23 protein-coding genes are annotated in these 23557 nt (G+C 48.1%); 11 read left to right on the forward strand and 12 right to left on the reverse strand.

Features of this window, described 5'->3' with window-relative positions:
- Window positions 1-8: 8 nt before the first annotated feature.
- From B3K42_RS12670 to B3K42_RS12720, 11 genes are all read right to left on the reverse strand, one after another.
- Window positions 9-800 (reverse strand): hypothetical protein, encoded by a 792-nt coding sequence (locus tag B3K42_RS12670; protein WP_110991227.1) that lies wholly within the window; start codon window positions 798-800, stop codon window positions 9-11.
- A 104-nt stretch (window positions 801-904) separates the two neighbouring features.
- The gene (locus tag B3K42_RS12675; protein ID WP_110991226.1) at window positions 905-1099 is read right to left on the reverse strand and encodes a hypothetical protein; all 195 of its coding nucleotides are present in this window, start codon (window positions 1097-1099) and stop codon (window positions 905-907) included.
- 114 nt (window positions 1100-1213) lie between these two features.
- Window positions 1214-1600, reverse strand: coding sequence for a hypothetical protein (locus B3K42_RS12680; RefSeq protein ID WP_110991225.1), 387 nt, complete (start codon window positions 1598-1600; stop codon window positions 1214-1216).
- Between the two features lie 464 nt (window positions 1601-2064).
- On the reverse strand, window positions 2065-4083 hold the full coding sequence (feoB, locus tag B3K42_RS12685; protein ID WP_258367496.1) for a ferrous iron transport protein B: 2019 nt from the start codon (window positions 4081-4083) through the stop codon (window positions 2065-2067).
- Complete coding sequence (locus B3K42_RS12690) at window positions 4025-4363, reverse strand: FeoA family protein (RefSeq protein WP_110991223.1); 339 nt, start codon at window positions 4361-4363, stop codon at window positions 4025-4027. The genes feoB and B3K42_RS12690 overlap by 59 nt, the downstream gene beginning before the upstream one ends.
- On the reverse strand, window positions 4344-5000 hold the full coding sequence (locus B3K42_RS12695) for a DtxR family transcriptional regulator (protein ID WP_110991222.1): 657 nt from the start codon (window positions 4998-5000) through the stop codon (window positions 4344-4346). The genes B3K42_RS12690 and B3K42_RS12695 overlap by 20 nt, the downstream gene beginning before the upstream one ends.
- 1115 nt (window positions 5001-6115) lie before the next feature.
- Window positions 6116-6649: a histidine phosphatase family protein gene (locus B3K42_RS12700; protein ID WP_110991221.1), complete on the reverse strand. Its 534-nt coding sequence runs from the start codon at window positions 6647-6649 to the stop codon at window positions 6116-6118.
- Between the two features lie 229 nt (window positions 6650-6878).
- A complete protein-coding gene (locus tag B3K42_RS12705) occupies window positions 6879-8231 on the reverse strand; it encodes an 8-oxoguanine deaminase (RefSeq protein ID WP_110991220.1) in 1353 nt (450 codons plus the stop codon).
- A 16-nt stretch (window positions 8232-8247) separates the two neighbouring features.
- Entirely contained in the window at window positions 8248-11085 is a 2838-nt protein-coding gene (locus tag B3K42_RS12710; protein ID WP_292599127.1) for an AAA family ATPase, read from the reverse strand.
- Window positions 11082-12248 (reverse strand): metallophosphoesterase family protein, encoded by a 1167-nt coding sequence (locus B3K42_RS12715; protein WP_292599129.1) that lies wholly within the window; start codon window positions 12246-12248, stop codon window positions 11082-11084. The genes B3K42_RS12710 and B3K42_RS12715 overlap by 4 nt, the downstream gene beginning before the upstream one ends.
- Window positions 12249-12258: 10 nt before the next feature.
- Window positions 12259-12684, reverse strand: coding sequence for a PPC domain-containing DNA-binding protein (locus tag B3K42_RS12720; RefSeq protein ID WP_292599131.1), 426 nt, complete (start codon window positions 12682-12684; stop codon window positions 12259-12261).
- A gap of 162 nt (window positions 12685-12846) precedes the next feature.
- On the opposite strand from B3K42_RS12720, the gene B3K42_RS12725 reads away from it, so the two are divergent.
- The 11 genes from B3K42_RS12725 (at window position 12847) to B3K42_RS12775 (ending at window position 22078) form a co-directional block, all read left to right on the forward strand.
- Window positions 12847-13413, forward strand: coding sequence for a methyltransferase family protein (locus B3K42_RS12725; protein ID WP_292599133.1), 567 nt, complete (start codon window positions 12847-12849; stop codon window positions 13411-13413).
- 20 nt (window positions 13414-13433) lie between these two features.
- The gene (locus tag B3K42_RS12730; protein WP_349680977.1) at window positions 13434-13850 is read left to right on the forward strand and encodes a secondary thiamine-phosphate synthase enzyme YjbQ; all 417 of its coding nucleotides are present in this window, start codon (window positions 13434-13436) and stop codon (window positions 13848-13850) included.
- Window positions 13851-13996: 146 nt separating this feature from the next.
- Window positions 13997-14371 (forward strand): hypothetical protein, encoded by a 375-nt coding sequence (locus B3K42_RS12735; protein ID WP_292599136.1) that lies wholly within the window; start codon window positions 13997-13999, stop codon window positions 14369-14371.
- Between the two features lie 245 nt (window positions 14372-14616).
- Window positions 14617-15396: a MetQ/NlpA family ABC transporter substrate-binding protein gene (locus tag B3K42_RS12740; protein WP_110991218.1), complete on the forward strand. Its 780-nt coding sequence runs from the start codon at window positions 14617-14619 to the stop codon at window positions 15394-15396.
- Between the two features lie 11 nt (window positions 15397-15407).
- Window positions 15408-16397, forward strand: coding sequence for a methionine ABC transporter ATP-binding protein (locus B3K42_RS12745; protein ID WP_292599139.1), 990 nt, complete (start codon window positions 15408-15410; stop codon window positions 16395-16397).
- Window positions 16397-17029 carry a methionine ABC transporter permease gene (locus B3K42_RS12750; protein WP_292599141.1) on the forward strand — a complete coding sequence of 211 codons (633 nt, stop codon included), beginning with the start codon at window positions 16397-16399 and terminating at the stop codon, window positions 17027-17029. Before B3K42_RS12745 ends, B3K42_RS12750 begins: the two co-directional genes overlap by 1 nt.
- A 137-nt stretch (window positions 17030-17166) precedes the next feature.
- Window positions 17167-17691, forward strand: a complete 525-nt coding sequence (locus tag B3K42_RS12755) for a UPF0158 family protein (protein WP_292599143.1) — start codon at window positions 17167-17169, stop codon at window positions 17689-17691.
- Window positions 17692-17790: 99 nt separating this feature from the next.
- The gene (locus B3K42_RS12760) at window positions 17791-19413 is read left to right on the forward strand and encodes an OPT/YSL family transporter (RefSeq protein ID WP_292599145.1); all 1623 of its coding nucleotides are present in this window, start codon (window positions 17791-17793) and stop codon (window positions 19411-19413) included.
- Between the two features lie 18 nt (window positions 19414-19431).
- Window positions 19432-20535, forward strand: a complete 1104-nt coding sequence (gene pgsW / locus B3K42_RS12765; RefSeq protein WP_110991216.1) for a poly-gamma-glutamate system protein — start codon at window positions 19432-19434, stop codon at window positions 20533-20535.
- Window positions 20532-21638: a poly-gamma-glutamate synthase PgsB gene (gene pgsB / locus B3K42_RS12770; protein WP_292599148.1), complete on the forward strand. Its 1107-nt coding sequence runs from the start codon at window positions 20532-20534 to the stop codon at window positions 21636-21638. The genes pgsW and pgsB overlap by 4 nt, the downstream gene beginning before the upstream one ends.
- Entirely contained in the window at window positions 21635-22078 is a 444-nt protein-coding gene (locus tag B3K42_RS12775; protein WP_292599149.1) for a poly-gamma-glutamate biosynthesis protein PgsC/CapC, read from the forward strand. The genes pgsB and B3K42_RS12775 overlap by 4 nt, the downstream gene beginning before the upstream one ends.
- Before the next feature lie 9 nt (window positions 22079-22087).
- On the opposite strand, the gene B3K42_RS12780 is transcribed toward B3K42_RS12775, so the two are convergent.
- Complete coding sequence (locus B3K42_RS12780; protein WP_292599150.1) at window positions 22088-23377, reverse strand: SLC13 family permease; 1290 nt, start codon at window positions 23375-23377, stop codon at window positions 22088-22090.
- Window positions 23378-23557: the final 180 nt, after the last annotated feature.

The following is a 23557-nucleotide window of genomic DNA, read 5'->3' on the forward strand; positions in this document are numbered from 1 at the left end:
TTCCTTATTTACATGATAAGGTCACCACCATTATTTATAGTGCCGCCTCCCGTCATTTTGAACTCATTGCTGGCATATACTTCTAAGTCCACTTCTTCTGCAAGGTTAATATGACCCTGACCAACGTTTAGGGATGCACAATTTATTACTCCGTTGCTTATTCCATTCACAACTGCATTTCCAGTCAAAGACATAGTATTTGCGATTTGGAATTCTTGTCTGGAACCATTCATAAAATCAACAATCCCACTCGAGAATGAAGCCGACGAAGCCTTGACTAGAAACTCAGAGGATATTCTGAGCGTCCCGTTTCCCGAAGTCGAGAATCCCTGATTAGAGTCTACATAAAGGTTCTCAATAGTCATCTGGCCACTATTGCCGAGGTCAGTCAATCCCTTTGTGTACAAGTTTGCCAGCTCAACATTGTTGTTCCCTGAAGAATTGAAACTGCCATTAACGTAGAGGTTGAATCTGCCTGAGTTCTGCGAAGTTATTCCATTTCCACTAATAGAGACATCTCCGTCGACATACATATTCAGTGTGCCGGGACCGATAACGCTTATCTTTCCGCTGCCCGATATCTTTAGCGAGCTTGCCCTTATCGAGAGGTCTCTTCCACTCAAGTCGAAAATCAGTTCTGCGCTACCCGCCACACTGATACTTCCATACTCGGCACTCTCAGAAACAGTTCTCTTCTTACTGCCACTAACTGAAAGATTTCCCAAATCAGGAAGTCCCCCGGGGAAGTCCGGAAAGGATGGAAAAGATATGGAAGGAGGGGCATCGGGGAACTCTGGCAAGACGCACTCCCTGTATTGGTCTAAATTCTGTATTGGATGCGAGTTTAGCCAGGTATTGTGCGATATTCCATTTCTCGTGACTACGGCCTCGGGATATTCAACCGCTATCCAGTGTGCGTCTGGATCTGGCGAGGGATCACGTGAACGTCGCCATCAACTCCGACGTAAATCGTGTCCGTGACCATCACGCCTCCCCCATACAGATCTTCCGTACCCGGCGTAACGGAATTCGTACCTGCTCTTCCCTCAATTCTCGCGCTTCCTCCCAAACCGATATAGCTGTCAGAGAATACAGCCATATCGAAAATCGGGAATTCATAGCCCCCACCGGAAAAAGCAAGATTTAGAACAATACTCTCCGTACGGAATTTCTATTGCCATATGAGACTATCTTGACTTCGGAATCATCATCATTAAGATAATATCTCGAAGGCTATTTCGGTCTGCCCACTTTGTATCGCCCCAATAACTGCATCTCGTACAACTTGTGTATCTTCTTCCCAATATTCTCCCACATCGAAGGGTTGTAAGAATTCGAAGACGGTGCCTTCTGAGTCGGAGATTCTTCCCCCGAAGATTCCCCTTAGATTCTTGGTAGTGTCCTTCTCGAGAATCGCCCTCGCTACTTCCACAGCTGACAAAGCTCTGTAATGTGCCTCAAGTCTTGCCTCTGTTCTGTTGAGTTGCATCGTATCGTTGAGAACGAGAGTGAGAACCGTCGTTGTCAGAACCGACAGAACTAAAATAACAATCAATGCAGTGAAAAGAACGTAACCGGTCTGCCTTTTTCTTGGACTCATTCAGCATTCTCCTCCAACTTCGGTAGCTATCAATAACCATTGCAATGTTATGCCAGCGCTTGACCGGAATTGCATCGACACTGCCCAGAGGACTTGAACCATGCACTTCTGATCTGTCCAACGATCCAATTAATGCCTGCGAAGAGCGATTGCAGCAGAGTGCCTGTTATCGCGCCTGAAAGGCGGTATTCGTTAAGCAGGAAACGTAATCGAATAGTCTCACTGGTCCGTGCTGCAAATACGAATTCGCTCAACAACTTTCACGAAAACGATTTCACCTGCAAGTCGAGAAAAGGGAAATTCAGTTCCAACGATCGAGAATTTTTTTTTGATCACACGGTTCGCAATCTCCTTCACTTACACCGAAAACACGCGGTTGGGTCTCCAGAAGAGTAACTCTCGTAATTTGAGATTTGTTGCGTACAAGACTAGCTATCATTAACCGGCGAATGTCCCTAACGCGCTCAGCCAAGAAACAAACTGCCAATTTGAAATACGAGAGAAGCAACAATGAATGCAAATACAGTTGTATAGATAGCCGTGAAGAGGGCCCATTTGACTCCAGCTTCCCTCCAGATTGCGCCAAATACCGCTACGCATGGCATGTATAGCAATGTGAAAAGCATGAAGGCATACGCCGAGAGTGGTGTGAAATACTCACTCAAGGTCAGTTCGAGGTTACCTTCTCCTACCAGCGTCTGATAAGTCCCGACCACGACTTCCTTTGCGAGACCTCCCATCACAACTGCAACCCCGCTCTCCCAGTGATCAATTCCCATCGGCTTCATGAGTGGAGCGATAGTTGAACCAATAACGCCTACATAGCTTTCTCTGGAGCCATACTCCACTCCAGCCGGGAAGGTTGCCAGAGCCCAGATCACCAGGACAACAATAAAGATAATAGTGCCGGCCCTCTTGAGAAACATAAGGCTCTTGCTTCCCGCAAATCTAAGAGTCTCTTTAACCATTGGCGGTCTGTACGGCGGAAGTTCAAGCAAAAACGGCGAGCTTTCCCCCTTAAGGATCGTACTCTTGAATAACCTCGCCGTTCCAATGGCAGCTACGATACCGATCACATAGATACTGAACACAACGGTACTCTGGTGTTTTGAGAAGAATATACTGGTGAAGGTAAGATAGATCGGCAATCTCGCGCTGCATGACATGAAAGGCGAAACAAGCATAGTGATCAGCCGGTCCTTTCTCGATTCAAGGGTCCTCGTCGCCATAATTGCAGGAACGGTGCATCCGAATCCGATTATCATAGGTATGAAAGACTTGCCGTGAAGCCCGATCTTGTGCATCAACCTGTCCATGACAAATGCAGCCCTGGACATGTACCCTGACGATTCGAGAACCCCGATCATGAGGAACAAGAAGAAGATGTTAGGAACGAATACCATGACGCTTCCCACACCCCCGATAATTCCATCCGAAACAAGAGAGACCACTATTTCCGGCACGTTTCCCGCAAGCAGAGAAGTTGCAGATTCAGATAGCCATTCGAAGCCGATCTCTATCTGTTCAAGAAAGAAGTTTCCGACCGTAAAGGTTACCTGAAAGGTCAGCCACATCAGAAAGAAGAATATCGGGATTCCAAGCCATCTATTGGTGAGTACTTTGTCAAGTCTATCTGTGAAATCAATCCGATCGGTGTTTTTTTTCACAAAGTTCGTGTCGATCTCCTGAATCGATCTGTACCTTTCCTGGGCAATTGCTACAGAAGCATCTCCGATAGATTTTTCGAGGTCTGAAACGATTTGATCGACTGCGCTTTTTATACCACTTGAAGCTCTTTCAAGTACCATTCTGTACTCGGGGTCCCTTTCAATGAGTTTTATGGATAACCATCTGGGGTCTAGCTCATTGCAAATATCGGAATGCGATACCAGGGACTCTATCTTCCTAATCGCCTCTTCTATTCTCTGGTCGTGAAACTTTCTATCTGTTCTAGACGTAATCTTTCCCCTATACTCGACAATCTTGTCCTTAAGGTCCTTAATGCCGGTGCTTTTCAATGCCGAAATCATAACGACCGGTACTCCGAGTTCTCTGGCCATGCCTTTCGTATCAATTGAGATATCGTGAGCCTCCAGCTCGTCCTGCATATTCAGAACCACAATAACGTTCATACCCATTTCGATTAGTTCAAGAGTGAGATAAAGGTTTCTCTGTAGGTTCGTGCTGTCGATTATCGACAAAACCAGATCGAGCTTGCTGGAAACCAGATAATCACGGGAGATTCTTTCATCTATCGAAAAGGCATTCAAGCCGTATATTCCCGGTAAATCGACTACTCTTGCCTTAATTCCGCCGAAGGAAAATACCCCTTCCTTCTTCTCTATCGTAACTCCGGGCCAATTTCCTATCTTTTGGTGCATCCCTGTCAGAGCATTGAACACCGCTGTTTTTCCCACATTGGGATTACCAGCCAGTGCGATATCTATAACGTTTTCTTCTACCAAAGCGCCCTTTGACGGCATTGTTCCCCTCCCCTCCATCTACAAAGCAGACTCTTTCGTCCACTGGTTCCACTACTATTCTGCTTGCAAGAGAGTTGCTCAGACCCATCCGAGACTCCCCTATTAGAAGAATCAACATCCCCTCGGCCGAGCCCCTCATAACTTCAACAACAGCGTTTTCGATAAGACCAATGCTTCGCAGTCTGGATCTCTGCGTTTCGCATCTTGAAAGATCAACTATTCTGCAGCGGCCTCGTCGCACGTTGCTGAGAAAGAATCTCTCAGATACTCTCGACGACAACGGCCCTCGCCTCCTTCTTACGAAGACTTAGTCTGTACCCCCGCACCTTTATTTCGATGGGATCTCCCAGAGGAGCGATAGCCTCAAGGAAAATCTCTGTTCCCGGAAGCACTCCCATGCTCAAGAGACGTCTCTTCAACTCGGGATCGCCCCTGACGGCCTCGACCCTGTAGACCTTTCCGCTTTCTTGTCTGTCGAGAGTTACTTGTGACTCCTTTTCATAATCGTCAACGTAAGTCTGCAACTTTTTGAGGAGCTCGGGGTCCTCGGCGAAAAACCTCGTAACGGCTTCCATTTTCGTCAGCAATTCCTGATTAAGATGATGCTCGAGACCATGTGCAAGCTCGCCTGCTTTGCGAGACTCAATGTACAAAACCTCTTCAAGGAAAGTCTTAAGCGAATTGTGTTTCTCAAACAATAGACTGGCCTGCATTAGCCCGGCCTGGGTCAGCCTAATATACCTGTACTTCTCGTAGTCAACAAGTCCATTCTCACTAAGCTTCTTAAGTGCAGAAATCACTGAAGAAGTCTTGACTCCAAGAATTTCAACTACATCTTTTACGCGTGCAAAGTCCTTCTCAATCTGTATTTGATATACAGACTTCAGATAATCTTCAAGGCTCTCGGAAATACCCATTTTAAAATCACTCCTTCACATATGCAGATAATATAGCTATATATACTAATAGTATATTTGTATATCATAATGCCTGTCAAGTCTCACCAGAATATTTTTTGAGGAGATCTGAAAGCGACTGAAGTGACTCTTCTTGTATCATGCGCAGCAAGAAAGCTTCTAAGAACACAGTCCGTGTCTTTTATGCTCTACCGCCGAATTCGATGGTAACTCCACCGAAGAGTTGAAATCAATACTTGACCACAGGTAGCTGAAAAGGCAGAGGGAGGGAGAGACACGGACGGAACGAAACAGCAAGTATCCCGCGGGGTTTGGATCAGGATTGAGGAGATGAATGGGTTCGAGCATGGCTGCCGAACGTATACGGATTCTTGAAGTCAGCGTTCAGCGAACACCGAATAGCGGGTACTCAGAGGCACTGCCACTCTCATTACTTGGAACTTGGAACAGACAACATGGAACTGTTCTTCACAGCGATCAGCGAGTTCCCCGCTCTTAAGCGTAAAGGCCTTTCCCGAGGACGGTGGACCTGTGACGGACAACGATCTCTTCTGCAACTTGGAACCGCACTACTCACACACCCTAACGGCAGGAAGGATGAGATGACCTTCCTTCCCTCAGTATGCAAGACTCATTTTTGATTGTGTTGGGCCATTTGGGAACCTTCCGACGCAATAATTACCGGATGACTGGTGAAACATCACAACAGGGCAAATAGTCTTCTTCTCGCCCAGTCTCGAATAACGTGAAGAACAGGAAAGAGACAGCAAAGTACTGTCCCCTGTTTGGCTTTCCATAACTACTTTTCTATCGTGTGCATTCTTAGAGTGTATGACTTCGCCAAATTTGCCGGCACATGGAACTAACATATGTTCGGTTTATCAATCGCCAGACAAAAAGCCGCCCGGAATACGTACGTTAAGTATCGAAGGCAGGAATTCCGGCAGAAGTGATTCTTCAACTTCATCATTCATCTGAAGACCCTTCCATTTGAATTCAGAAATCGAGTAACTCCTTTGGCAACATCAAGATAAGAGTCGTCCGCCCATTCTAGAAGGCTGAGAGAGATTCTTGAATTCCCCTTTCGAGCTTTCACAGAGGTGACCAGCAATTTCTTATGAAGACTCCTTCTTGCTCGTAAAAGGTGGTGATATCCAGATTATCACACATATATAGAAGAGCCAGAGGGGACCGCCATGGCTAACCATTAAAACCGGATCTCCAGAATCCTCTTCGAGTGCATATTCAATACCTTTCCAAAGCCTGTCGATTATCTCGCGGTGGCTTTCGCCTTCCGAGATTCTTGTGTCCATTTCCCTAGCAGCCCACCTCTTTTTCAAATCGACGTACAACTCCCTGGCTTGTCCGGCAATTTTCTTTCCTTCGAAGATGCCTACGGAGAATTCTCTGATTTCATCTATCACAATTGGCGTGAGCCCCCATTTTGAGCAGACAATCTCTGCCGTCTGAACGGCTCTGTGAATCGGTGAAGTGGAAACCTTCCGGATCGCTTTGGAAAGCAGAAATGCAGATGCCTTTTCCGCCTGTCTCCTCCGCTGATCTGTCAGATAACCATCATTTCCATTCGCAGAACGGTTCTCACCATTCGGTTGACTCTGTCCATGGTGCAAGAAAAACATCGTAGACATTTTCACCTCCAGGCCTGCCCTATAATCAACTTAATTACAGAACAATCCTGACAGGAAAGAATCAAGCATGCAGGAGTTCTCCTTGACGGAATACTCTATCGCAAATTACTTAACTTAGACAGTGTCAGACAGCTTGAAACTCGCGGCCAACTTCGCACTTTAGCCGGACGCACAGTCTCTCTCACTCTTGGGCCAGTCATGACATGCGACGAGATTGGTCTGGGTCCGGTCAGCTGCTTACCAACTTGAGGGATATTTCGTTCTGTTTTTTTATTAGTTCGGGTAGTTCTACGTCAATAATCCTGCCGTTCTGGACGCGGATCTTTCCGTCAATCATAACCAGGTCGCTCTTGTGAGGGTCGCAGAGAACGAGAGAAGCCACCGGATCGGATAGCCCACCGGCCATCGAGAGAGTGTCCAGTCTGAAAGCGGCCAAGTCGGCAGACTTTCCCGGCTCGATCGAACCGATGTAGTCGTCCATTCTCAAGACCTTCGCTCCACCCAGCGTCGCAAATTCCAGAACATCCCTCGGCGAAAGGGCATCGGCTCCTTTGAGAACTCTCTGAAGCATCAGGGCATTTCGTATCTCAAGAAGCATGTTTCCTGTATCGTTCGATGAGCTTCCGTCAACGGCAAGGCTGATTCTCATTCCAGCTTCCTTCATCTCTTTCACACGGGCGATTCCCGATCCAAGTCTCATGTTTGAGGAAGGGCAGTGAGCCATGCCGCAGTCATGCTCGGCAAGTTTCTTTATGTCTTCGTCGCTTAACCATACGAGATGGGCGAACCAGCTTCGCTCGTTAAGCCAGCCGACCTTTTCCATGAAATCGACCGGTCTCAATCCCTTTTTCTCGATACAGAAATCGTCTTCGTCCCTCGTTTCGGCGAGATGTGTGTGAAGAAGCACGTCGTACTGCCCGGCGAGTTCGGCCGTCCTGACCATCGACTCTTCAGTCACCGAGAAGGGAGAACAGGGCGCCAGAGCTATCCGCAGCATCGAGTGTTTCTCTCTATCGTGATACTTCTCTATTAGTCTTACGGAGTCCTCGATTATCTCTTTCTCGCTCTGAACAACAGTGTCGGGGGGTAAGCCTCCGTCTTTTCTGGAGAGAGACATCGAGCCCCTGGTGGGGTGAAATCTCACCCCGGTACTGCGGGCCGCTTCTATTTCGCTGTCGATGAACTCTTTCCTTCCCGTTGGGTGAAGGTAGAGCATGTCGGTTGTCGTTGTCACGCCGGATGATATCATTTCGTAGATAGCGACTTTGCTGCTGACATATATCGCTTCGTTGTCCAGGTTCTTCCACCTCTCGTACAGGAAGACCAGCCAGTCGAACAGCTTGGCGGAGGCGACTTCCTTCACGCTGCGGAAGAGCGACTGATAAAAATGATGATGAGTGTTGACAAAGCCGGGAGTGATGATCCGTCCGGCGAGGTCGATCTCCACGCCACCCGGAGGAGGAGTTTCCCTGCCGACATCGACGATTATTCCATCTTCGACGGTGACATAAGCGTCTTTCAACTCCTCTCTCTTTTCATTCATTGTCACAAGATAGTCTATGTTCTTGAGTACTGTTTTCAAGCACTGCACCTCCGATTCAAAGAGATTCGCCTTCATCCCTGCCGTTCAGTCTTATTACCTTCTGCGCCATTTCAGAGAAGACGTCATCGTGAGTAACTATTATTGACTGATCGAGCTCACCGAAGAGCTCTCTGAGAGAATGGGCAAGCAATTCTTTTCTCTCCTTGTCGAGATTCGATGTCGGCTCGTCGAAGACGGCAAACCTCGCTCCGCTCAGAACCCCCGTCATTGCAGCTCTCAAACAAAGAGAGACCAATACCTGCTCCCCACCAGAGAGATTCGCGAAACTTCTGACGCTACCGTCGCCGTATTCGGATGCTTTGACAGAGACTTCGTAATCTTCGTTCCATCTTATTGACTCTTCGGTGCCGGATATTCGCTGATAGTCCAGGGTCGCCTTTCGTTCTATCGCATCCCGAAATCCGGCGGTTATTCTCTCCCCGGTGAGATTGAGATTGTCTCTGATCATCTCTCCGAGTTTGATTTTCCTGGAAGTCTTTTCGCCGGCTCTCTTCTTGAGCTTCTTCTTTTCTTCCATCTCTGCGAAGTTCTTCAGCTCTGCCCGTAGAGAAACTATATCCCTGCCGGTGGATATTGTTTCGTCTCGTTTGAGAGCATAACCTTCTTCGGCCTTTGTCTCGTCTGCCTTCAGCTCTTCGAGACGGCCATAATCGAAGCTCTTCTCAAGAGCAAGAATCTCCTCTCTGAGGCCCGTCACTCCGGCCGCCTTCTTTCTGCATCTTTCGAGCGAGGCGCGGCAGAGACTTGAGTACTCCTCGAGATAGCCAGCAAGATTCACATACTTGTTGAATCTTTCATAATCGCTTTTATTAAGAACCATCGCTCTGCGAATCTCTTCGATATCCGCTCTCAATCCGGGAAGCTTTCCAAGTTCCTCCGCAAATTCCTTAACAATGCTTTTCTGAGCATCGGTTTCGCTCGACCGGGAAGTGATTGCTTCCTCCGTCTTTTTCTTCAGTTCGTTGAGAGATTTGATCTTGCTCTTGATTTCTTCCAGACGCGAATCCCTTTCTTCAATCTGATTCTTGAGCGTGGAAATGTGTTTCTTTTGAAGCTCGAGCTCGGTGGAGGCATTTCTAATATCTTCCTCTACGCTCTCGCTCATCTCGTCTATCTCTCCTGACTCTCCGGAAATCGCCGAAAGCTGAAGAAGGAAGCTCTTTACTCTCTCCGTAAGGTCAAGCTTCTCTTTTTCTAGATTAGACTTTTCCTTCAGTTTCTTATCGGTCTCTTCTATTGTGTTGAGGATAAGAGCCCTCTCCTCCGCCAGTTTGCCAAGCCTCGCCGGGCTTTCCTTAACCTCTGCAATCTTTTTCGATAGCTCTCTTTCACCCGAAGAAAGCCGGTTTATAAGGCCTTCGATGTATCCTTCATAATCTCTTCTATTTTCGATGTTCTTGCATTTCTCATCCAGGAGCGGACAGATACCAACGGCGAGTGAGCCTCTGTATTCTTCAAGCGCCTTTCTCCGGGAAGCCTTGCTGACACTGGCCTCGTTCAGCTGTTCCAAGAGAAGGACCTCCTGCTTCGCTCTTTCTATACTTTCGTCGATTTTCGCCAGCCTTTCATTAAGTCCCTCAGAACCCTCCGTTTCTCCAAGGCTCTTTAAGAGATCTTCAAGAGCAGCCAGCCGCCGCTCGGGCTTCCTGTATTCTTCGAGGATCACCCTAAACGCCTCTTTCCTCGAAAGACACAGGTTGTAGGCTTCTCGCTTCTTGCCTCCCTCGCGTTCCGCCTCTTCCATCTTCCTTCTTAGCTCTTCTCGTTCCTTTTTCAGTTCTTCGAATTGCTTCTCGCTCTCTTCCAGTCTTTCCTCCGAATTCGAGAGCGCTCCGCTAAAGCGGGCAACTTCTGTCTGTAGTTCAGCGATTCTCTTCTCAATAGCTGCCGAACGCTCGCCAAGGCCTTCCAGCCTCCTTTTTTCGGCGCTTAGGGCATTTTCTTTCTCCAGCAGTCTCTCATAGAGATCGTGGCCTTCCCTGCTTTTGTCAACGATTTCTTTGGCCTCGACCGCCCTTTCTCTTTGCCTAAGGTTGCCTTTCAGCGAGCCAGCTTCGTCCCTCAATGACTTCAGTTGCTGCTCAAACTGTCCTCTCTTCGAAGAGAGCTCTCTTCCAATTTCCTCGAGGCGCAGTCTCTCTGCTTTGACTTTTTTGAGGGCATCTTCCAGAGACTTAAGTTCCTCTTTTGCCCTCGAAAGATCCTCCGAGAGAGTCTTCACCCTCTCTTCAACTTCTGCCTTTCTCTCCATTTGCTGCTCCATGAAGGCTATCTCTCTCTCGATAGCTTCGTTCTCATTCCTCAGGTCGGTGAGATAACTGCGCATGAAATCCGTTGAAATCTTCCTGTAAAGGTCGACCTGGAAGACCCTGTTGAAATAGTCCCTTCTCGCAGCAGGACTGCCGAGGAATTGATCGGCGATCCTGTTCTGAAAAGCTACTATCACGTTCTCGAATGTCTTCGAGATGTCTCCCTGAAGACCGCAGATGATTCTGATCTTCTCTATCACGTTTTCCTTCCCGCGGGCAATGAGAAGGTCCCCCTGATGCAGCTCGTGACTTGAACCGGTTCCGAAGACTTTCTCGACCCTGTACTCCAGACCGTCGTCGGCCAGAAAAGTCACGGTTATTCTCGACCTTCTCTCGTTCCACTTGATTGCGTCTTCCTGTTTGTCGCGCAGTCCTCCTCCGAAGAGGGCCAGTCCGATAGCTTCGATGATCGATGATTTCCCCGAGCCGTTTCTTCCCAGGATGAGGTTTATTCCCTTCTCGAAGGTTTCGGAATATCTGGAGTGACTGCGGAAGTTCTCGAGATCTATCGAAGTAATCCTCAAGAGCCACCACCAACTATGGCTTCAAGAAGGGCATCTACAGATTCTTTGAACAGGTCATACCTTCCGTCTTCCTGAGACTGCTTCATCTTTTCTATTGCGCCCACAAGGTCCTCGCCTTTTGCTCCGAGTTCCTTCCACTCCCTGGAGCCGAGTATGACTTCTCGTTCGATATCCCTCGCGCTCATCAGCCTGTAGTCGTCGAGGGTGATTTCTCTATCCGTTCTCCGGACTCTAACAAAGGCCTTAAGGGCTCCGGAAGACTCTATCTCTCTCTCCAAACGCACGGGATCTACGTAGAACTCTCCGCTTCCTGTTACCGTTACCAGTACTATGGCTCCTCCATGAATCTCATGTTCATCGACAAACTCGTCAAGGTCGTCGCCTTCGCCGGGAAAAACGGAGAATTCCTGTCTTTCCCTCCTGCGAGAGTCGTGAAAATCGGCTCTTCCGGTCTCGGTATCGAATACGTAAAACCCCTTTCTATCTCTCTCCCAGACGTCCCAGTATTCGAGCGATCCGGGCACGAAGAAGAACGGCTCTTCTACAGGAAAAGCGAGTTGAGAATGCAGATGCCCGCCCCCGGCATAGATCACCTTCGACCTAAGAATCTTCAACGCTTCGGGTGACACAAGACCGGGAATGAAGTTGTCGTTCCCGGGCGCGGTGTGGATAAGTATTATATTGTCTTTACCTTCAAGAAGAGAAGAAGCCCTGAGGATCATCTCCTCGGCCATGAAGCCGGGATAGCCAAGTCCGAACACCTTGAATCCTTCGATACTGACGTACGGAAAGACAATGTCCTTTTCTCCCTGAACCGGGCAGAGCAACTCCAGATACTCTGTCTCATGGAGAAATCTCAGCCAGGACTCGTTTGCGCTGAAACTCTTGTCGTGGTTCCCCTCTATTGCCAATGTCCTGATCCCGTTTTCTTTCAATCTGGAGAGAATACTCTGTGTTCTGGCAAGTGTATCGGGATTTATGTCTCTCTTGTCAAAGAGATCACCAGTTATGAAGAAGGCCTCCGGCTTGTTCTGTACTGCCCACTCAACTACATAGTCAAAGGCTGAAAAATAGTCTTCATACCTTGCAGACGAATACGGGCTGTTCGGGGAGCCGATAGGTCTTCTCCCCAGGTGAATATCGGAGCAGTGAAGGAATCTCAATTCGATAGACTCACTTTCTGAATTCCAGAGGCGTTGCGGCGCCGGAAGCATCTCTGATGAGTTTCAGGTCGCCGGTCCTGACGGCAAAGAGCTCCGTCGTATTGCACACTGTTCCTCCGAACAGGTGGCCTCCAACTGCGCTTCTTGAAGGTCCTGAAAGCGCTACATGAAGATGTGGAAATGGAGAGCTGCCTTTGAGCGATACGTTTCCCGAAACATGAAGAAGTTCATGTGGCGCTGAGATATACTCCGTCTCATATTGCTTTGTAGCCATGTTGAACCAGCCGATCTTGAAGTCTCTCAACATACCGATTCCACTAATAACCACGAGCGAATCAAGCCCATTTTCCGAAAGGGCTTGAACAAATGCATCAATAAAATCCTCTCCATCCTCGAAGCGAAAGAATAGTAGTCTCTCACCTTTCCCGAAAATCATCTCATCACCACCTGTATTACAATTCTACTACATCAGCCTCACCCCATACATTTGCCAACAGATACAGTCGAAGACATCCAGCAAGGGCTTTGATGTGAGATCTTCTTCACACTGGCCTGATGATAGAATTGATTGCATCTACTTTCTCCCGGAAGTTTCGTTTTGTTTGGTCAACTGATTTTCTTCATCGTTCTCATTTTCTGGGTCGGATTCGACATTCATCTTTTCTTCTTTCATAACAGAAGAATCAGCGTGCGCCTTCAGGAGAAGAGATCCAAGTACATAATGCTTGCCTTCGTTCTATCGGGCATGTTTGGAGCGGTGGCTGTCGATGGAAATTCTAACGAAGCATTTATGGTTCCCTTTCTTCCGCATAGATATGTCGGTGTCGCACTGATGGTATTCGCCGTCATTGTCCGTTTCCTGGTAGTCCGCCAGCTCGGTCCTTCGTTCGCGATCGATGTAGGAGCGCTTCCCGGTGAAGAGCTCAGGACCGACGGACTGTTCAAAGTAATCCGTCATCCTGCTTATGCCGCCGAGATAACAGGGTTTCTTGGTCTTGCTCTCGTCTTCGATTACCCGTTGAGTTCGATCCTTGCTTTCATACTCCCGACGACGGGCATCCTGTACAGAATTGCAGTGGAGGAAAAAGATCTCAAACAGGTCTTTGGAGATGCTTATAAAGAATACTGCAAGAAGACGTGGCGGCTAATTCCCTACGTGTTTTAATCGAGAAGGAGGTGAAGGACTTGAAATCATACAGGAGAGAACTCTTTTTCAACACCGCAACCAGGCGAGAGATAATCAACATCACTCCAGATGTTGAAAGAGCGCTCGGAGAAAGCGGGATCCAAGAAGGACTTCTACTCGTGAACGCCATGCACATAACTGCAAGTGTTTTCATCAACGACAACGAATCCGGGCTTCATAATGACTTCGAAAAGTGGCTGGAAAGGCTTGCGCCCGAGAAACCTTACTCGCAGTATGAACACAACGGATTCGAGGACAATGCCGATGCTCACCTCAAGAGAACGATTATGGGAAGAGAGGTTGTTGTTGCCATAACAAATGGGAGGCTCGACTTCGGACCATGGGAGCAGATCTTCTACTATGAACTGGACGGTATGAGAAGAAAGCGAGTTCTGATAAAAATAATCGGCGATTAAGATTCGAATTGTAACGCTTTTCAGAGGCTTTGTCAGAAATACCGGTCTAATGAGCTCCAGACAACCGGGGAGTCTCTTGATAGCCTTTGCAACCGTCTTTCTAAGATGTTATGGTAATAGTAACACTTACTATGGAGGTGCTATCAATGAGCATCGGAGAAACATCTCTCGGCTCCCCGAAGATTCAGGTAATAGACGGGGGCATGATTGATGTTACGCCTTTTGCGAAGAGGGTTGGAATTAAGCTGCCGGTAATTATTACGGAGAACTTATGGAACGAAACGGTCAAGACAGACGAGAATTCCAGGATGTATGGACAAAAGGAAGAGAAGCGGCTAGATAGGCTTCTTTCTGCTTTGAGTATGGAACTCCTTAAGGGAAAAGCTAAGGATCTCTCCTTCACTTTCCTTATCTGCAAAGATCCGAAGACAACCAGTTGCAGGCTTGTTAAAGCCTGCTACAAGGAAAGAGATGATGGCAAGCTGTTCATAAAGATTTCCGGTTACAACGAATCTAACTGACTCTGGAACTGTTATGAGCTTTTATTTACAATATCGACTTGTTTTGGAAAGAGTCGTTGAGCTATAATGAGCTAAACGAACGCGAGGTTTTCTTATGACTGAAGAGACTTTTAAAGAGAAAAACAGAATAGCTATGATGATGTACGGCAACGCCCTTGTTTCTTCGGGTGCTTAGCTGTACCTGAGAAAATAGAAGCAGGGCGTCTCAAAGGAGACGCCCTTTTTTTATATCAGGAGGGATTTGTATGAAGAAGTTTCTTGTGTTGATCGTTCTACTGGGAGTCGTATTTGCGTTTGGTACCACGAAGATCAGAATTGGAGCCACTCCAGTCCCCCACGCCGAGATTCTGGAGGTAATCAAGGCCGACCTAGCCGAGCTGGGCTACGAACTGGAAATCGTTGTATTCAACGACTATGTTCTTCCGAACATCGCCCTTTCCACAGGGGAACTGGATGCGAATTATTTCCAGCACGTTCCTTATCTAGAGTCCTTCACTTCTCAAAGAGGAATAAAAGGGTTGGTTTCGGCAAAGGCAATACACGTTGAACCGATGGGTTTTTTCCTTAAGAAACCTATTGAGGAGCTTTCCCCGGGTGAGAAGATAGCCGTTCCGAACGATCCGACGAACGAGGGCAGGGCGCTCATTCTGCTTCACAACAACGGGCTTATTCAGCTCAAGGACCCTTCGAAGCTGGAATCCACAGTTCTAGACATCAAAGAGAACCCCAGACAGTTAACCTTTGTGGAAATCGAGGCCGGATTCATTCCAAGGGTATACACAGACGACAAGACCGTTGCCGGAGCCGTCATAAACACCAATTACGCGCTTACCATCAACCTTAATGCAGTCAAGGATGCGGAGTTCATAGAAGGTGCGGAATCTCCGTACGCAAACATAATCACAATTAGAGAGGTTGACAAAGACGAAGCATGGCTCGAAGCTCTCATCCGTGTGTTGACGTCGGAGAAGGTAAGAGACTTCATAAATGAAAAGTACGATGGTGCGGTAGTGCCCGTTTTCTGAGGTTTGATGCTTTGATACTGAGCGTTGACAGACTTAACCTTTCTTTCGAAGACAAATCGGGAAGGAGAAAGATCCTCGATGATGTCAGCTTCTCCATCGAAGAGGGCGAGATCGTCGGAATCGTAGGGTTGTCGGGAGCAGGGAAAACCTCTCTACTCCGTACCCTTAACCTTCTCCAGCCGGTGGATAGCGGATCGATCATGTTCGACGGCCAAAACATAGTCGGGCTTAACGAAAGCAAAGTGAGGAGCATTAGAAAGAAGATAGGAGTGGTTTTCCAGAGCTACAACCTGTTTCGTTACAGAACCGTCTACCAGAACATCGCTTTCCCTCTGAGGATTCAGGGAATCAGCAGGGGCGAGATCAGGGAAAGAGTTATGAGTATCGTTTCGGAGCTCGGTCTGGAACACAGGTTGAGCGCTTACCCTTCGCAGCTCTCCGGAGGCGAACAGCAGAGAGCTGCGATCGCCCGCGCTCTGGTAATGGATCCAAAGCTGATTCTTCTCGACGAACCCACTTCCGCTCTCGACCCGAGGACTACAGGCAGACTTCTCGATCTCGTAGTGAATCTCAACGAAAGACGGCGAGTCACCTTCGCGGTAGTCACCCACGATATGGATGTCATTAAGAGAACCTGTGACAGAGTCGCATATTTGCAGAATGGGAAGCTGCACTTCTTCGGACCTACGCACGAATTCTTCGTCAAGATCGAGAACAATGAAGTGAGTGACTTTGGACGCCCTCTTGAGCTGGAAAGAAGCGTTCTTTCAGGGCATAAGCGGCTCTTGAGAGTACTCTTCTGGGGGGAACGTACCCACGAGCCCGTTTTATGGGAGATAGCAAGGGAGTTCGATATAATGATCAACATTCTGTACGGGAAGATCGAAGAGCTGAAGAACGGGCCTTTCGGAACAATGATCATCGCAATTGATGGGCATAAACAGGATCTGTTCATAGAGAAACTTAGAGACTCCGTCTTCTTCCTCGAGGAGGTCCGCTGATGTTCTCACAAATATTCAAGGCGACCCTCGAAACTCTATACATGCTTCTTCTATCCGGTTTCCTGTCAACTCTTTTCGGCATTCCGCTTGGTGTAGGTCTTTACCTCTGTTCAAGATCGCGAAGGCTGAAAACCCTCTATGCGCTGCTTGACCTGTTGGTAAATATCTTCAGATCAATACCTTTCATTATTCTCGTGTTGCTTCTGATTCCCGTTACGAAAAACGTGATGGGGACGATAATTGGGCCGAATGCCGCAATCTTCAATCTTACTATTGCAGCTATGCCTTTCATGGCGAGGCTTTCGGAGAATTCATTCAACGCCGTTCCTTCGGGAATAATCGATTCGTCAAACTCTATGGGACTGAACAAGTGGCAGATGGTCACAAAGGTTCTGATACCGGAAACATTGCCCGATCAGATCGGCAATATAACCGTACTTTTGATCAATCTCGTAACTTACACCGCCATAGCGGGAGCGGTCGGGGCCGGAGGTCTTGGCCAGCTGGCGATCAACTATGGTTACTACCGATTCCAGTGGGACGTAGTTCTCTACGCTGTGATCGTTCTTGTGGCGATCAGCCAGCTTCTTCAGTTCACCGGAGGAAAACTGGCGAAAGGATTGCGTAAGTAGCTCCGCTTTACATTGTCTTTAAGAGATTTCCAGAGTTGAACCATCGCGCCTTCATCGTCCGGGCCAGGATGTTGTAAACTGGTACTGGGCAAAGCAACTTGACCGGGATTACAAGTTTGCCGATAAGGGTGGGAACAATGAAGAGACTGCCGATCGACATCGATATGTTAGTCAATTTGATGGAGATTGACCGCAGAGAGCGCGACGTGATATCGTATCTCGATACAGAGACAGGGGAGATCATCTTCTATGAAGAAGATTGTTTCCCGGATGAATTGATAAACTGCGAGGTTGAAAGAGAAGAGATCACTGAAGACCTTTTGAGGTACGAATGGATGAAAATCGAAGATTTGTACACTTATTATGACTTGTTTTGCGGCGATGAATCGGAAAGATTCGAGGACTTACCGTGGATTACTCCAAGAGAAAAATTCGCACTGATCGAAGAGTTCATTTACACAAGAGTAGAAGAGAGCATCAGGGATGAAGTCTATTACGGGATTTCCGGAAGAGGTGCATTTTCTAAATTTCGCGCGTTTCTCGAACATCACAGAGAATACAAGGACGCATGGTTTAAATTCGAAAGCGAGAATTTGAGAAGGATTGCCGTCGAGTGGCTCAACTCGATAGGAATCGATCCGATCGATAGTTTTGAACAGTGACCGCGGTTTTCTCTTTGAAGTAAATCGCGCAGAGATTCGTGGTGTATTAAAGAGCCTGCCCGGGCTTTCTCTTATGTCGGTTCAAAGGAGGGATAGAGCGTGAAAAGTACCGAAGTGTTGCTGGAAAAGGGTAATTCAAAGCAGTTGACGGTCAGGAGCCTGGTCATAGGGGCACTCGGGTCGATAATCATCACTACCAGCTCAATGTACGTCGCCCTGAGAATGGGTGCTCTTCCCTGGCCGACCATCTTTGTTGCAGTAATGTCCCTGGCAATACTCAAGGCCTTGGGCAGAACTAACCTGAACGAGATAAACGTTACGCACACTGCTATGTCTTCAGGAGCAATGGTGGCTGGCGGTCTGGCCTTTACAGTACCGGGCATCTGGATTCTTGAGGCTTCCTCAGAGGTAAGTTTCCTGTCACTCCTGGTCGTCACATTGGCAGGCACTATTCTGGGAGTCATTTTCACAGCACTGATTAGACGTTATTTCATTGAAAAGGAGAAGCTGCCCTTTCCCATGGGTTTGGCTTCCTACGAGACAGTCATTGCAGGTGACAAAGGAGGGAAGAAGGCCAAGTATCTCTTTTCCACCATGGGAGCCGCTGCAGTATTTGTCGCTGTAAGGGACGGGCTGGGATGGATTCCCTCAGCGTGGTCTTCGGTCCGACTGTATTCTAGAAACATCTTCTTTGGAATGTGGATCTCCCCTATGGCCGTTGGCATAGGTTACATAATCGGACCGCTCTTCACAGGAGTGTGGTTCCTTGGAGCTGTTCTAAGCTACTTCTTCTTGATCCCCGTCGGAGTTGCGGCCGGATGGTTCGCGGATGTCGGCTCTGCGACGGCCTTCAAAGATAGTCTCGGGATCGGGCTGATGGTCGGCACAGGTGTTGGAATTCTGCTCAAGGGAATCTTGCCGCGTGCAAGAGAGATCTACCTTCCCGTCAAGAGCAGCGGGAAGGGATCGCGAATAAAGACGCTTCGCTGGATACCTTTGGTTTTTGCGGCCGTTGCTCTCTTTCTCACAACTTTGACGGAAATGACTCTCGTCTCTTCTCTCCTAACTATAGTCGGCGTATGGCTGACGACGGCCATGGCCGCTTCGATAACCGGGCAATCGGGCATCAATCCAATGGAGATATTCGGCATCATCATTCTTATTGCCGTGAAGTCAGTCGCCAGCCTCGGTACAATCGAAGCGTTCTTGGTAGCGGGAGTAGTGGCAGTTGCTTGCGGCCTCGCGGGCGATGTACTCAACGATTTCAAATCCGGTTACCTTTTGAAGACCAACCCAAGGGCTCAGATCGTTGCCGAGACCGTTGGCGGAGTCATTGGCGCAGTTGTCTCGGTAATAGTTCTCTTTATTATGTTCAGAGCCTATGGTGCAATGGGCCCGGGAACGGAGCTCCCCGCGCCACAAGCATACGCCGTTTCCACCATGGTCGGTGGCCTTCCAAATACCCCGGCCTTTTTCTTCGGCTTGGTGATTGGGATCTTGATCTATCTGATGAAACTGCCGGGGATGACGCTTGGAATTGGCATGTACCTCCCTATGGAGATATCTACCGCCGCATTCGTTGGAGGCGTTATCAGCTTCATTGTCGGCAAGATCAATCCAAAATCGAAGGAGACCGGCATGATAGTATCATCTGGACTTCTTGGAGGTGAAGGAATAACAGGAGTAGTTTTGGCGATAATCAGGGTTCTAACGGTTAGTTAATGGATTAGAGGAGTTATTTTGAAACACTTTCATACAGTGGGCAGTGTCCCTTTCAATCGAGTTCACATTTCTCTCAAATGGTTATTGCTCGGCGTCGTTGTCGGAGTAGCGGCCTTTTTCATCGTCAGTCTTTCAATGGAGAGGATCGAGTCTCCTCACTTCTCTGCCCAGCTCTCCGCGGCTCGGCTCATGGCGTCTTCCATAGCTGAACTTTCGAGTTTCCGGGAATCGCTTGGCATAGAAATCGATCCCTCCGTCGACCCTAATCTGACCGGGCTCATTGGACCGGAATTCACGGAGCTGACAACTACTCTAGGAAATCTGGAGGCGAAGAGAACATCTACCAATCCAGACTTTGCTGCTCTCCTGGTGAAGTACTTTAAAGAACTCGATCTCAAGAAAGGTGATACCGTAGCTATAGGAGCGAGCGGCTCTTTCCCATCGCTTCTTCTCGCCACTCTCTGCGCCTGTGAAGTGTTGGAACTTGAACCCCTTGTGATCTACTCGATTGGCGCTTCAGAGCACGGCGCAACACACCCGGAATTTACCTTCATTACGATGCTGGAAAGACTTGTTGAGGTAGGGCTGCTTAAAGACAGCCTGATCGCAGTCTCTCTTGGAGGTAATTACGATACGGCAAGCGGGATGTTTTTCTCGAAAGCTCGTGAACTGATGACGGAGATTGCTTTATCCAGCGGAAAGATCTTCATATATGAAGAGTCTCTTCAAGCAAGCATCGAAAAGAGACTTGAGCTTTATCTCCAGAAGTCGGCCGGACTGCCTTCTGTCTTCGTCAATGTCGGAGGAGCAAGCACAAACTTCGGCAACAGCCTGCTGGCTCTCAGCCTGGATAACGGTGTTTTGACTTCGTTCTCTTCGATCCCTGAGGGCGATGAAAGGGGACTGATTTTCGAGTTCGCGGAGCTCGGTGTGCCCGTGATTCACCTGCTGAACATTAGAGACCTTGCGATGGAGAATGGGATTCCGATCGACCCTGTTCCGCTTCCGGAACCGGGAACCAGCGGAGTATATTTTGTCGATAGTTACTCGTTGCCTCTAACCTTGACCTTTCTATTCCTTATGATCCTCTGCGTTGTCGCGGGAAGGATGATTAGGAAATGACAAACTTGCTGCTGGCTCTGGCCGCATTGGCGATCCTTCTATTCTTTCTCGTGATTGAGAACATTCTCTCGAGAAAGAGAAGGGAAAGATTGAAAATAGCTGTTCAAGTGAACGGAACCAGAGGTAAGAGCGAGACGGTAAGACTGATTCACGCGGCCCTCAAAGCAAACGGCTTCAGGGTACTGGGAAAGACGACGGGGACTGTTCCTCTATGGATAACCCCCGACGGGAACCATGTCGAAGTGGTTCGTCACGGTCCTGCAAACATACAGGAGCAGTTCCTCGCCTTGAAGAAGTCGGAGAGGGACGGTTGCAATGCACTGGTTGTGGAATGCATGGCTATTAAGCCCGAGATGCAGCTTTCAAGCATGAGAATTGTCGAAGCAGACATTACAGTCATCACGAACTCATACCCGGACCATATCGAGGAGATTGGAGCCGATGAAATAGAGACTGCCAAAGTGCTTTCTCTATCTATTACTCCAGGCGGGATTTGCGTCCTTGGAAACGTTTCGTCCGAGGCAATGGAATCAGTCAAAAACCACTGTTCTAGGATAAATACTAGATTGGTGACTGTCAGCCCGAAAAAAGAAGACACGGCCAGATTCAGATTCGAGCCAAATGAGGAAAACCTTTCTATCGCACTGAAGGTTGTAGAACTACTTGATCTGGACAGGAAAAAAGCACTTGAGGGAATGAGAGAGGCGCTGCCTGATGTGGGAACATTCAGGTATCTGCATCTCGGCGACGGGATCAAGGACACTGTCCTGGCAAATGCGTTCGCGGCCAATGACATTCGTTCCACTTCTCTACTTCTGAAAAAAGCGAGAGAGGACTTTCCCGAGAGACCGCTCGTCGGATTCTTCAACTCCAGAGACGACAGGCCGGACAGAGCTCTCGTCTTCGAAGCGATGATTAGAGACTTCGACAGGATAATAGTCAGAGGGCCTGTTCCTCAAAGGATACTGAAGAGGGAGAACGTGGAAAAGCTGAAAGACCCGAGCCGGCTCTATTCGCTTCTTCAAGGGCATGAGCTCGTTTTCGGATTCGGAAATATTCGCGGCCTTGTTCAGTGGCTTAGCGGTTTGGAGGAGATTCGATGAGTCCTGCCTTGTTCTCAATTGGAATCGTCATAAGTACAGTATTCTGGTGGGTGACGGGGTTGTCGGCCGGAGGGCTTGTAACGCCGGTCTATCTGTTCATTTTCATTGAACAACCTTTGAGACTGTTGTATACATGGGGTGTCGGTCTGGTCACGTTCCTGATTCTGAACCTTCTCCAGAGGTATCTGATTCTCTACGGAAGAAAGAGACTCGCAATAGGCATTCTCCTCGGAGTCGTGGTCAAGCTTTCCCTCGACACCTTTCTTATGCCGAACCTCCCGGTAGAACTATTCTCAACTGTAATTGGAACCGTCGTTCCCGGTCTGATCGCGAATGATTTCTACAGGCAAGGAGTAGTGAAGACCTCTCTTTCGCTGATCTTCGTCACAACGGTTGTCTGGTTGACAAACATACTGATAAAATCGATCATGGTTATCTGAAAGTTCCTGCTAGCCGAAGAGCACGAGTCTCAAAACAAGATAAAGGTTTGAAATACCGAGTGAAATAATTGCCGAAGGGAACCCGATCTTCATGAAGTCGAGGAAACTGTGACTGTTTCCATACTCCTTGTTTACCATCTCAAAACACATGACATTCGCAAGATGACCGGTCACAGTTCCGTTTCCCCCCAGGTTTGCCCCCAGAGCAAGAGCAATCCAGAGATCGTACTGAAGAGGGTAGTGAACAGATAGCTGGGCCACGATAGGGATGAAGATCGTAACGACCGGAATGGCTCCAGTAACCATCGCTATCATTCCGCTTACCCAGAGAATCAGCATAGAGAGAACTGCCGGGTTGCTCGAAAGACTCAAAGCCAGTGCGGAAAGCTCTCCCGTTATTCCGGTGCTTTCAAGAGAGTGTGCAAGCGAGAAGAGTCCAATGAAGAAGAGAATCGCGTTCCAGTCCACTTCGGTAGCAACCGATTCGAAATCCTTTCCCGTATAGAGAAGCAAAAATGAAGCTCCCAGCACTGCGAACAGCGACATTTCTATGTCAACGATACTGTGCATGATGAATCCAGTGACCACAACCACCAGTGTTCCGAGGCAGACATACATCAATTTCCTATTGGTTATGACTCCATCGAGCCTTAACCCTTGAATCTCCTCCTTCTTTCCAGATAGTGAAGAGAGACTCTTCAGAATCTTGAATCTGGAGATCAACATCAGGATAACATAAGTCAATAGTAGCGGAGCCAGCACCAGACCGCTGAAAGTCATGAAAGGAATCTTGGAGGCGTTACCAATAATGATGTTTGGAGGATCGCCTACTAGAGTCATACAACCGCCGATGTTTGAAGCCAGAATCATCACCGCCGTGAACCCAAAGGGATTGAATCCCGCAGTATCGGCAACGAAGAAGATTATCGGCATGAACATTATCATAGTAGTGACATTGTCCAGAACCATAGAGAAGAGAGCAATTATCGCCGAAAAAAGCGCCGACAGCAGAAGGATGTTTCCCTTCGTTGCCCTGAGAGTACGGACTGCCACATATTGAAAGAATCCAGTAGATTTGAGCACGCCGACTATCACCATCATTCCTATGAGAAGGAATATGGCGTTGAAGTCAACAAACTCAGATATTGTCTCTATTCTCATTGTCTCAGAGACTTTGAGCACCACCAGCAGCATACCTGCCGTGAAGGCAATCAGCACTCTCCGTCTTTTCGAAAGGACAATCAGAGTGAAAGTCAATATGAAATAGATTACAATGAATACTCTGTCCACAAGTCTCATTGTATCCCAAAATGCCTAACATAAGAAGAGGGATTGGACCTTTGGATGACCAAGTCGTCAGCTTTTGCGGACGATTCACAAGGACGCAAGCGCTGACGACCCCTGTCGAAGAGCGACGGACGACATAACACTCACTGTTCCGGCCGGTCAGTTTGATTCTTCTTTTCCTCGGAGGTAATA

The organism is Mesotoga sp. UBA6090 (assembly GCF_002435945.1).
In the GTDB taxonomy this organism is placed as follows: domain Bacteria; phylum Thermotogota; class Thermotogae; order Petrotogales; family Kosmotogaceae; genus Mesotoga.

What these genes read in the sequence shown, in the direction of transcription:
- B3K42_RS12675 (WP_110991226.1), bottom strand. Translation starts at nt 1,099, where the DNA reads ATGGCTGTATTCTCTGACAGCTATATCGGTTTGGGAGGAAGCGCGAGA.
- B3K42_RS12680 (WP_110991225.1), bottom strand. Translation starts at nt 1,600, where the DNA reads ATGAGTCCAAGAAAAAGGCAGACCGGTTACGTTCTTTTCACTGCATTG.
- feoB (WP_258367496.1), bottom strand. Translation starts at nt 4,083, where the DNA reads ATGCCGTCAAAGGGCGCTTTGGTAGAAGAAAACGTTATAGATATCGCA.
- B3K42_RS12695 (WP_110991222.1), bottom strand. Translation starts at nt 5,000, where the DNA reads ATGGGTATTTCCGAGAGCCTTGAAGATTATCTGAAGTCTGTATATCAA.
- B3K42_RS12700 (WP_110991221.1), bottom strand. Translation starts at nt 6,649, where the DNA reads ATGTCTACGATGTTTTTCTTGCACCATGGACAGAGTCAACCGAATGGT.
- B3K42_RS12720 (WP_292599131.1), bottom strand. Translation starts at nt 12,684, where the DNA reads ATGATTTTCGGGAAAGGTGAGAGACTACTATTCTTTCGCTTCGAGGAT.
- B3K42_RS12735 (WP_292599136.1), top strand. Translation starts at nt 13,997, where the DNA reads ATGAGCATCGGAGAAACATCTCTCGGCTCCCCGAAGATTCAGGTAATA.
- B3K42_RS12740 (WP_110991218.1), top strand. Translation starts at nt 14,617, where the DNA reads ATGAAGAAGTTTCTTGTGTTGATCGTTCTACTGGGAGTCGTATTTGCG.
- B3K42_RS12750 (WP_292599141.1), top strand. Translation starts at nt 16,397, where the DNA reads ATGTTCTCACAAATATTCAAGGCGACCCTCGAAACTCTATACATGCTT.
- B3K42_RS12755 (WP_292599143.1), top strand. Translation starts at nt 17,167, where the DNA reads ATGAAGAGACTGCCGATCGACATCGATATGTTAGTCAATTTGATGGAG.
- pgsB (WP_292599148.1), top strand. Translation starts at nt 20,532, where the DNA reads ATGACAAACTTGCTGCTGGCTCTGGCCGCATTGGCGATCCTTCTATTC.
- B3K42_RS12775 (WP_292599149.1), top strand. Translation starts at nt 21,635, where the DNA reads ATGAGTCCTGCCTTGTTCTCAATTGGAATCGTCATAAGTACAGTATTC.
- B3K42_RS12780 (WP_292599150.1), bottom strand. Translation starts at nt 23,377, where the DNA reads ATGAGACTTGTGGACAGAGTATTCATTGTAATCTATTTCATATTGACT.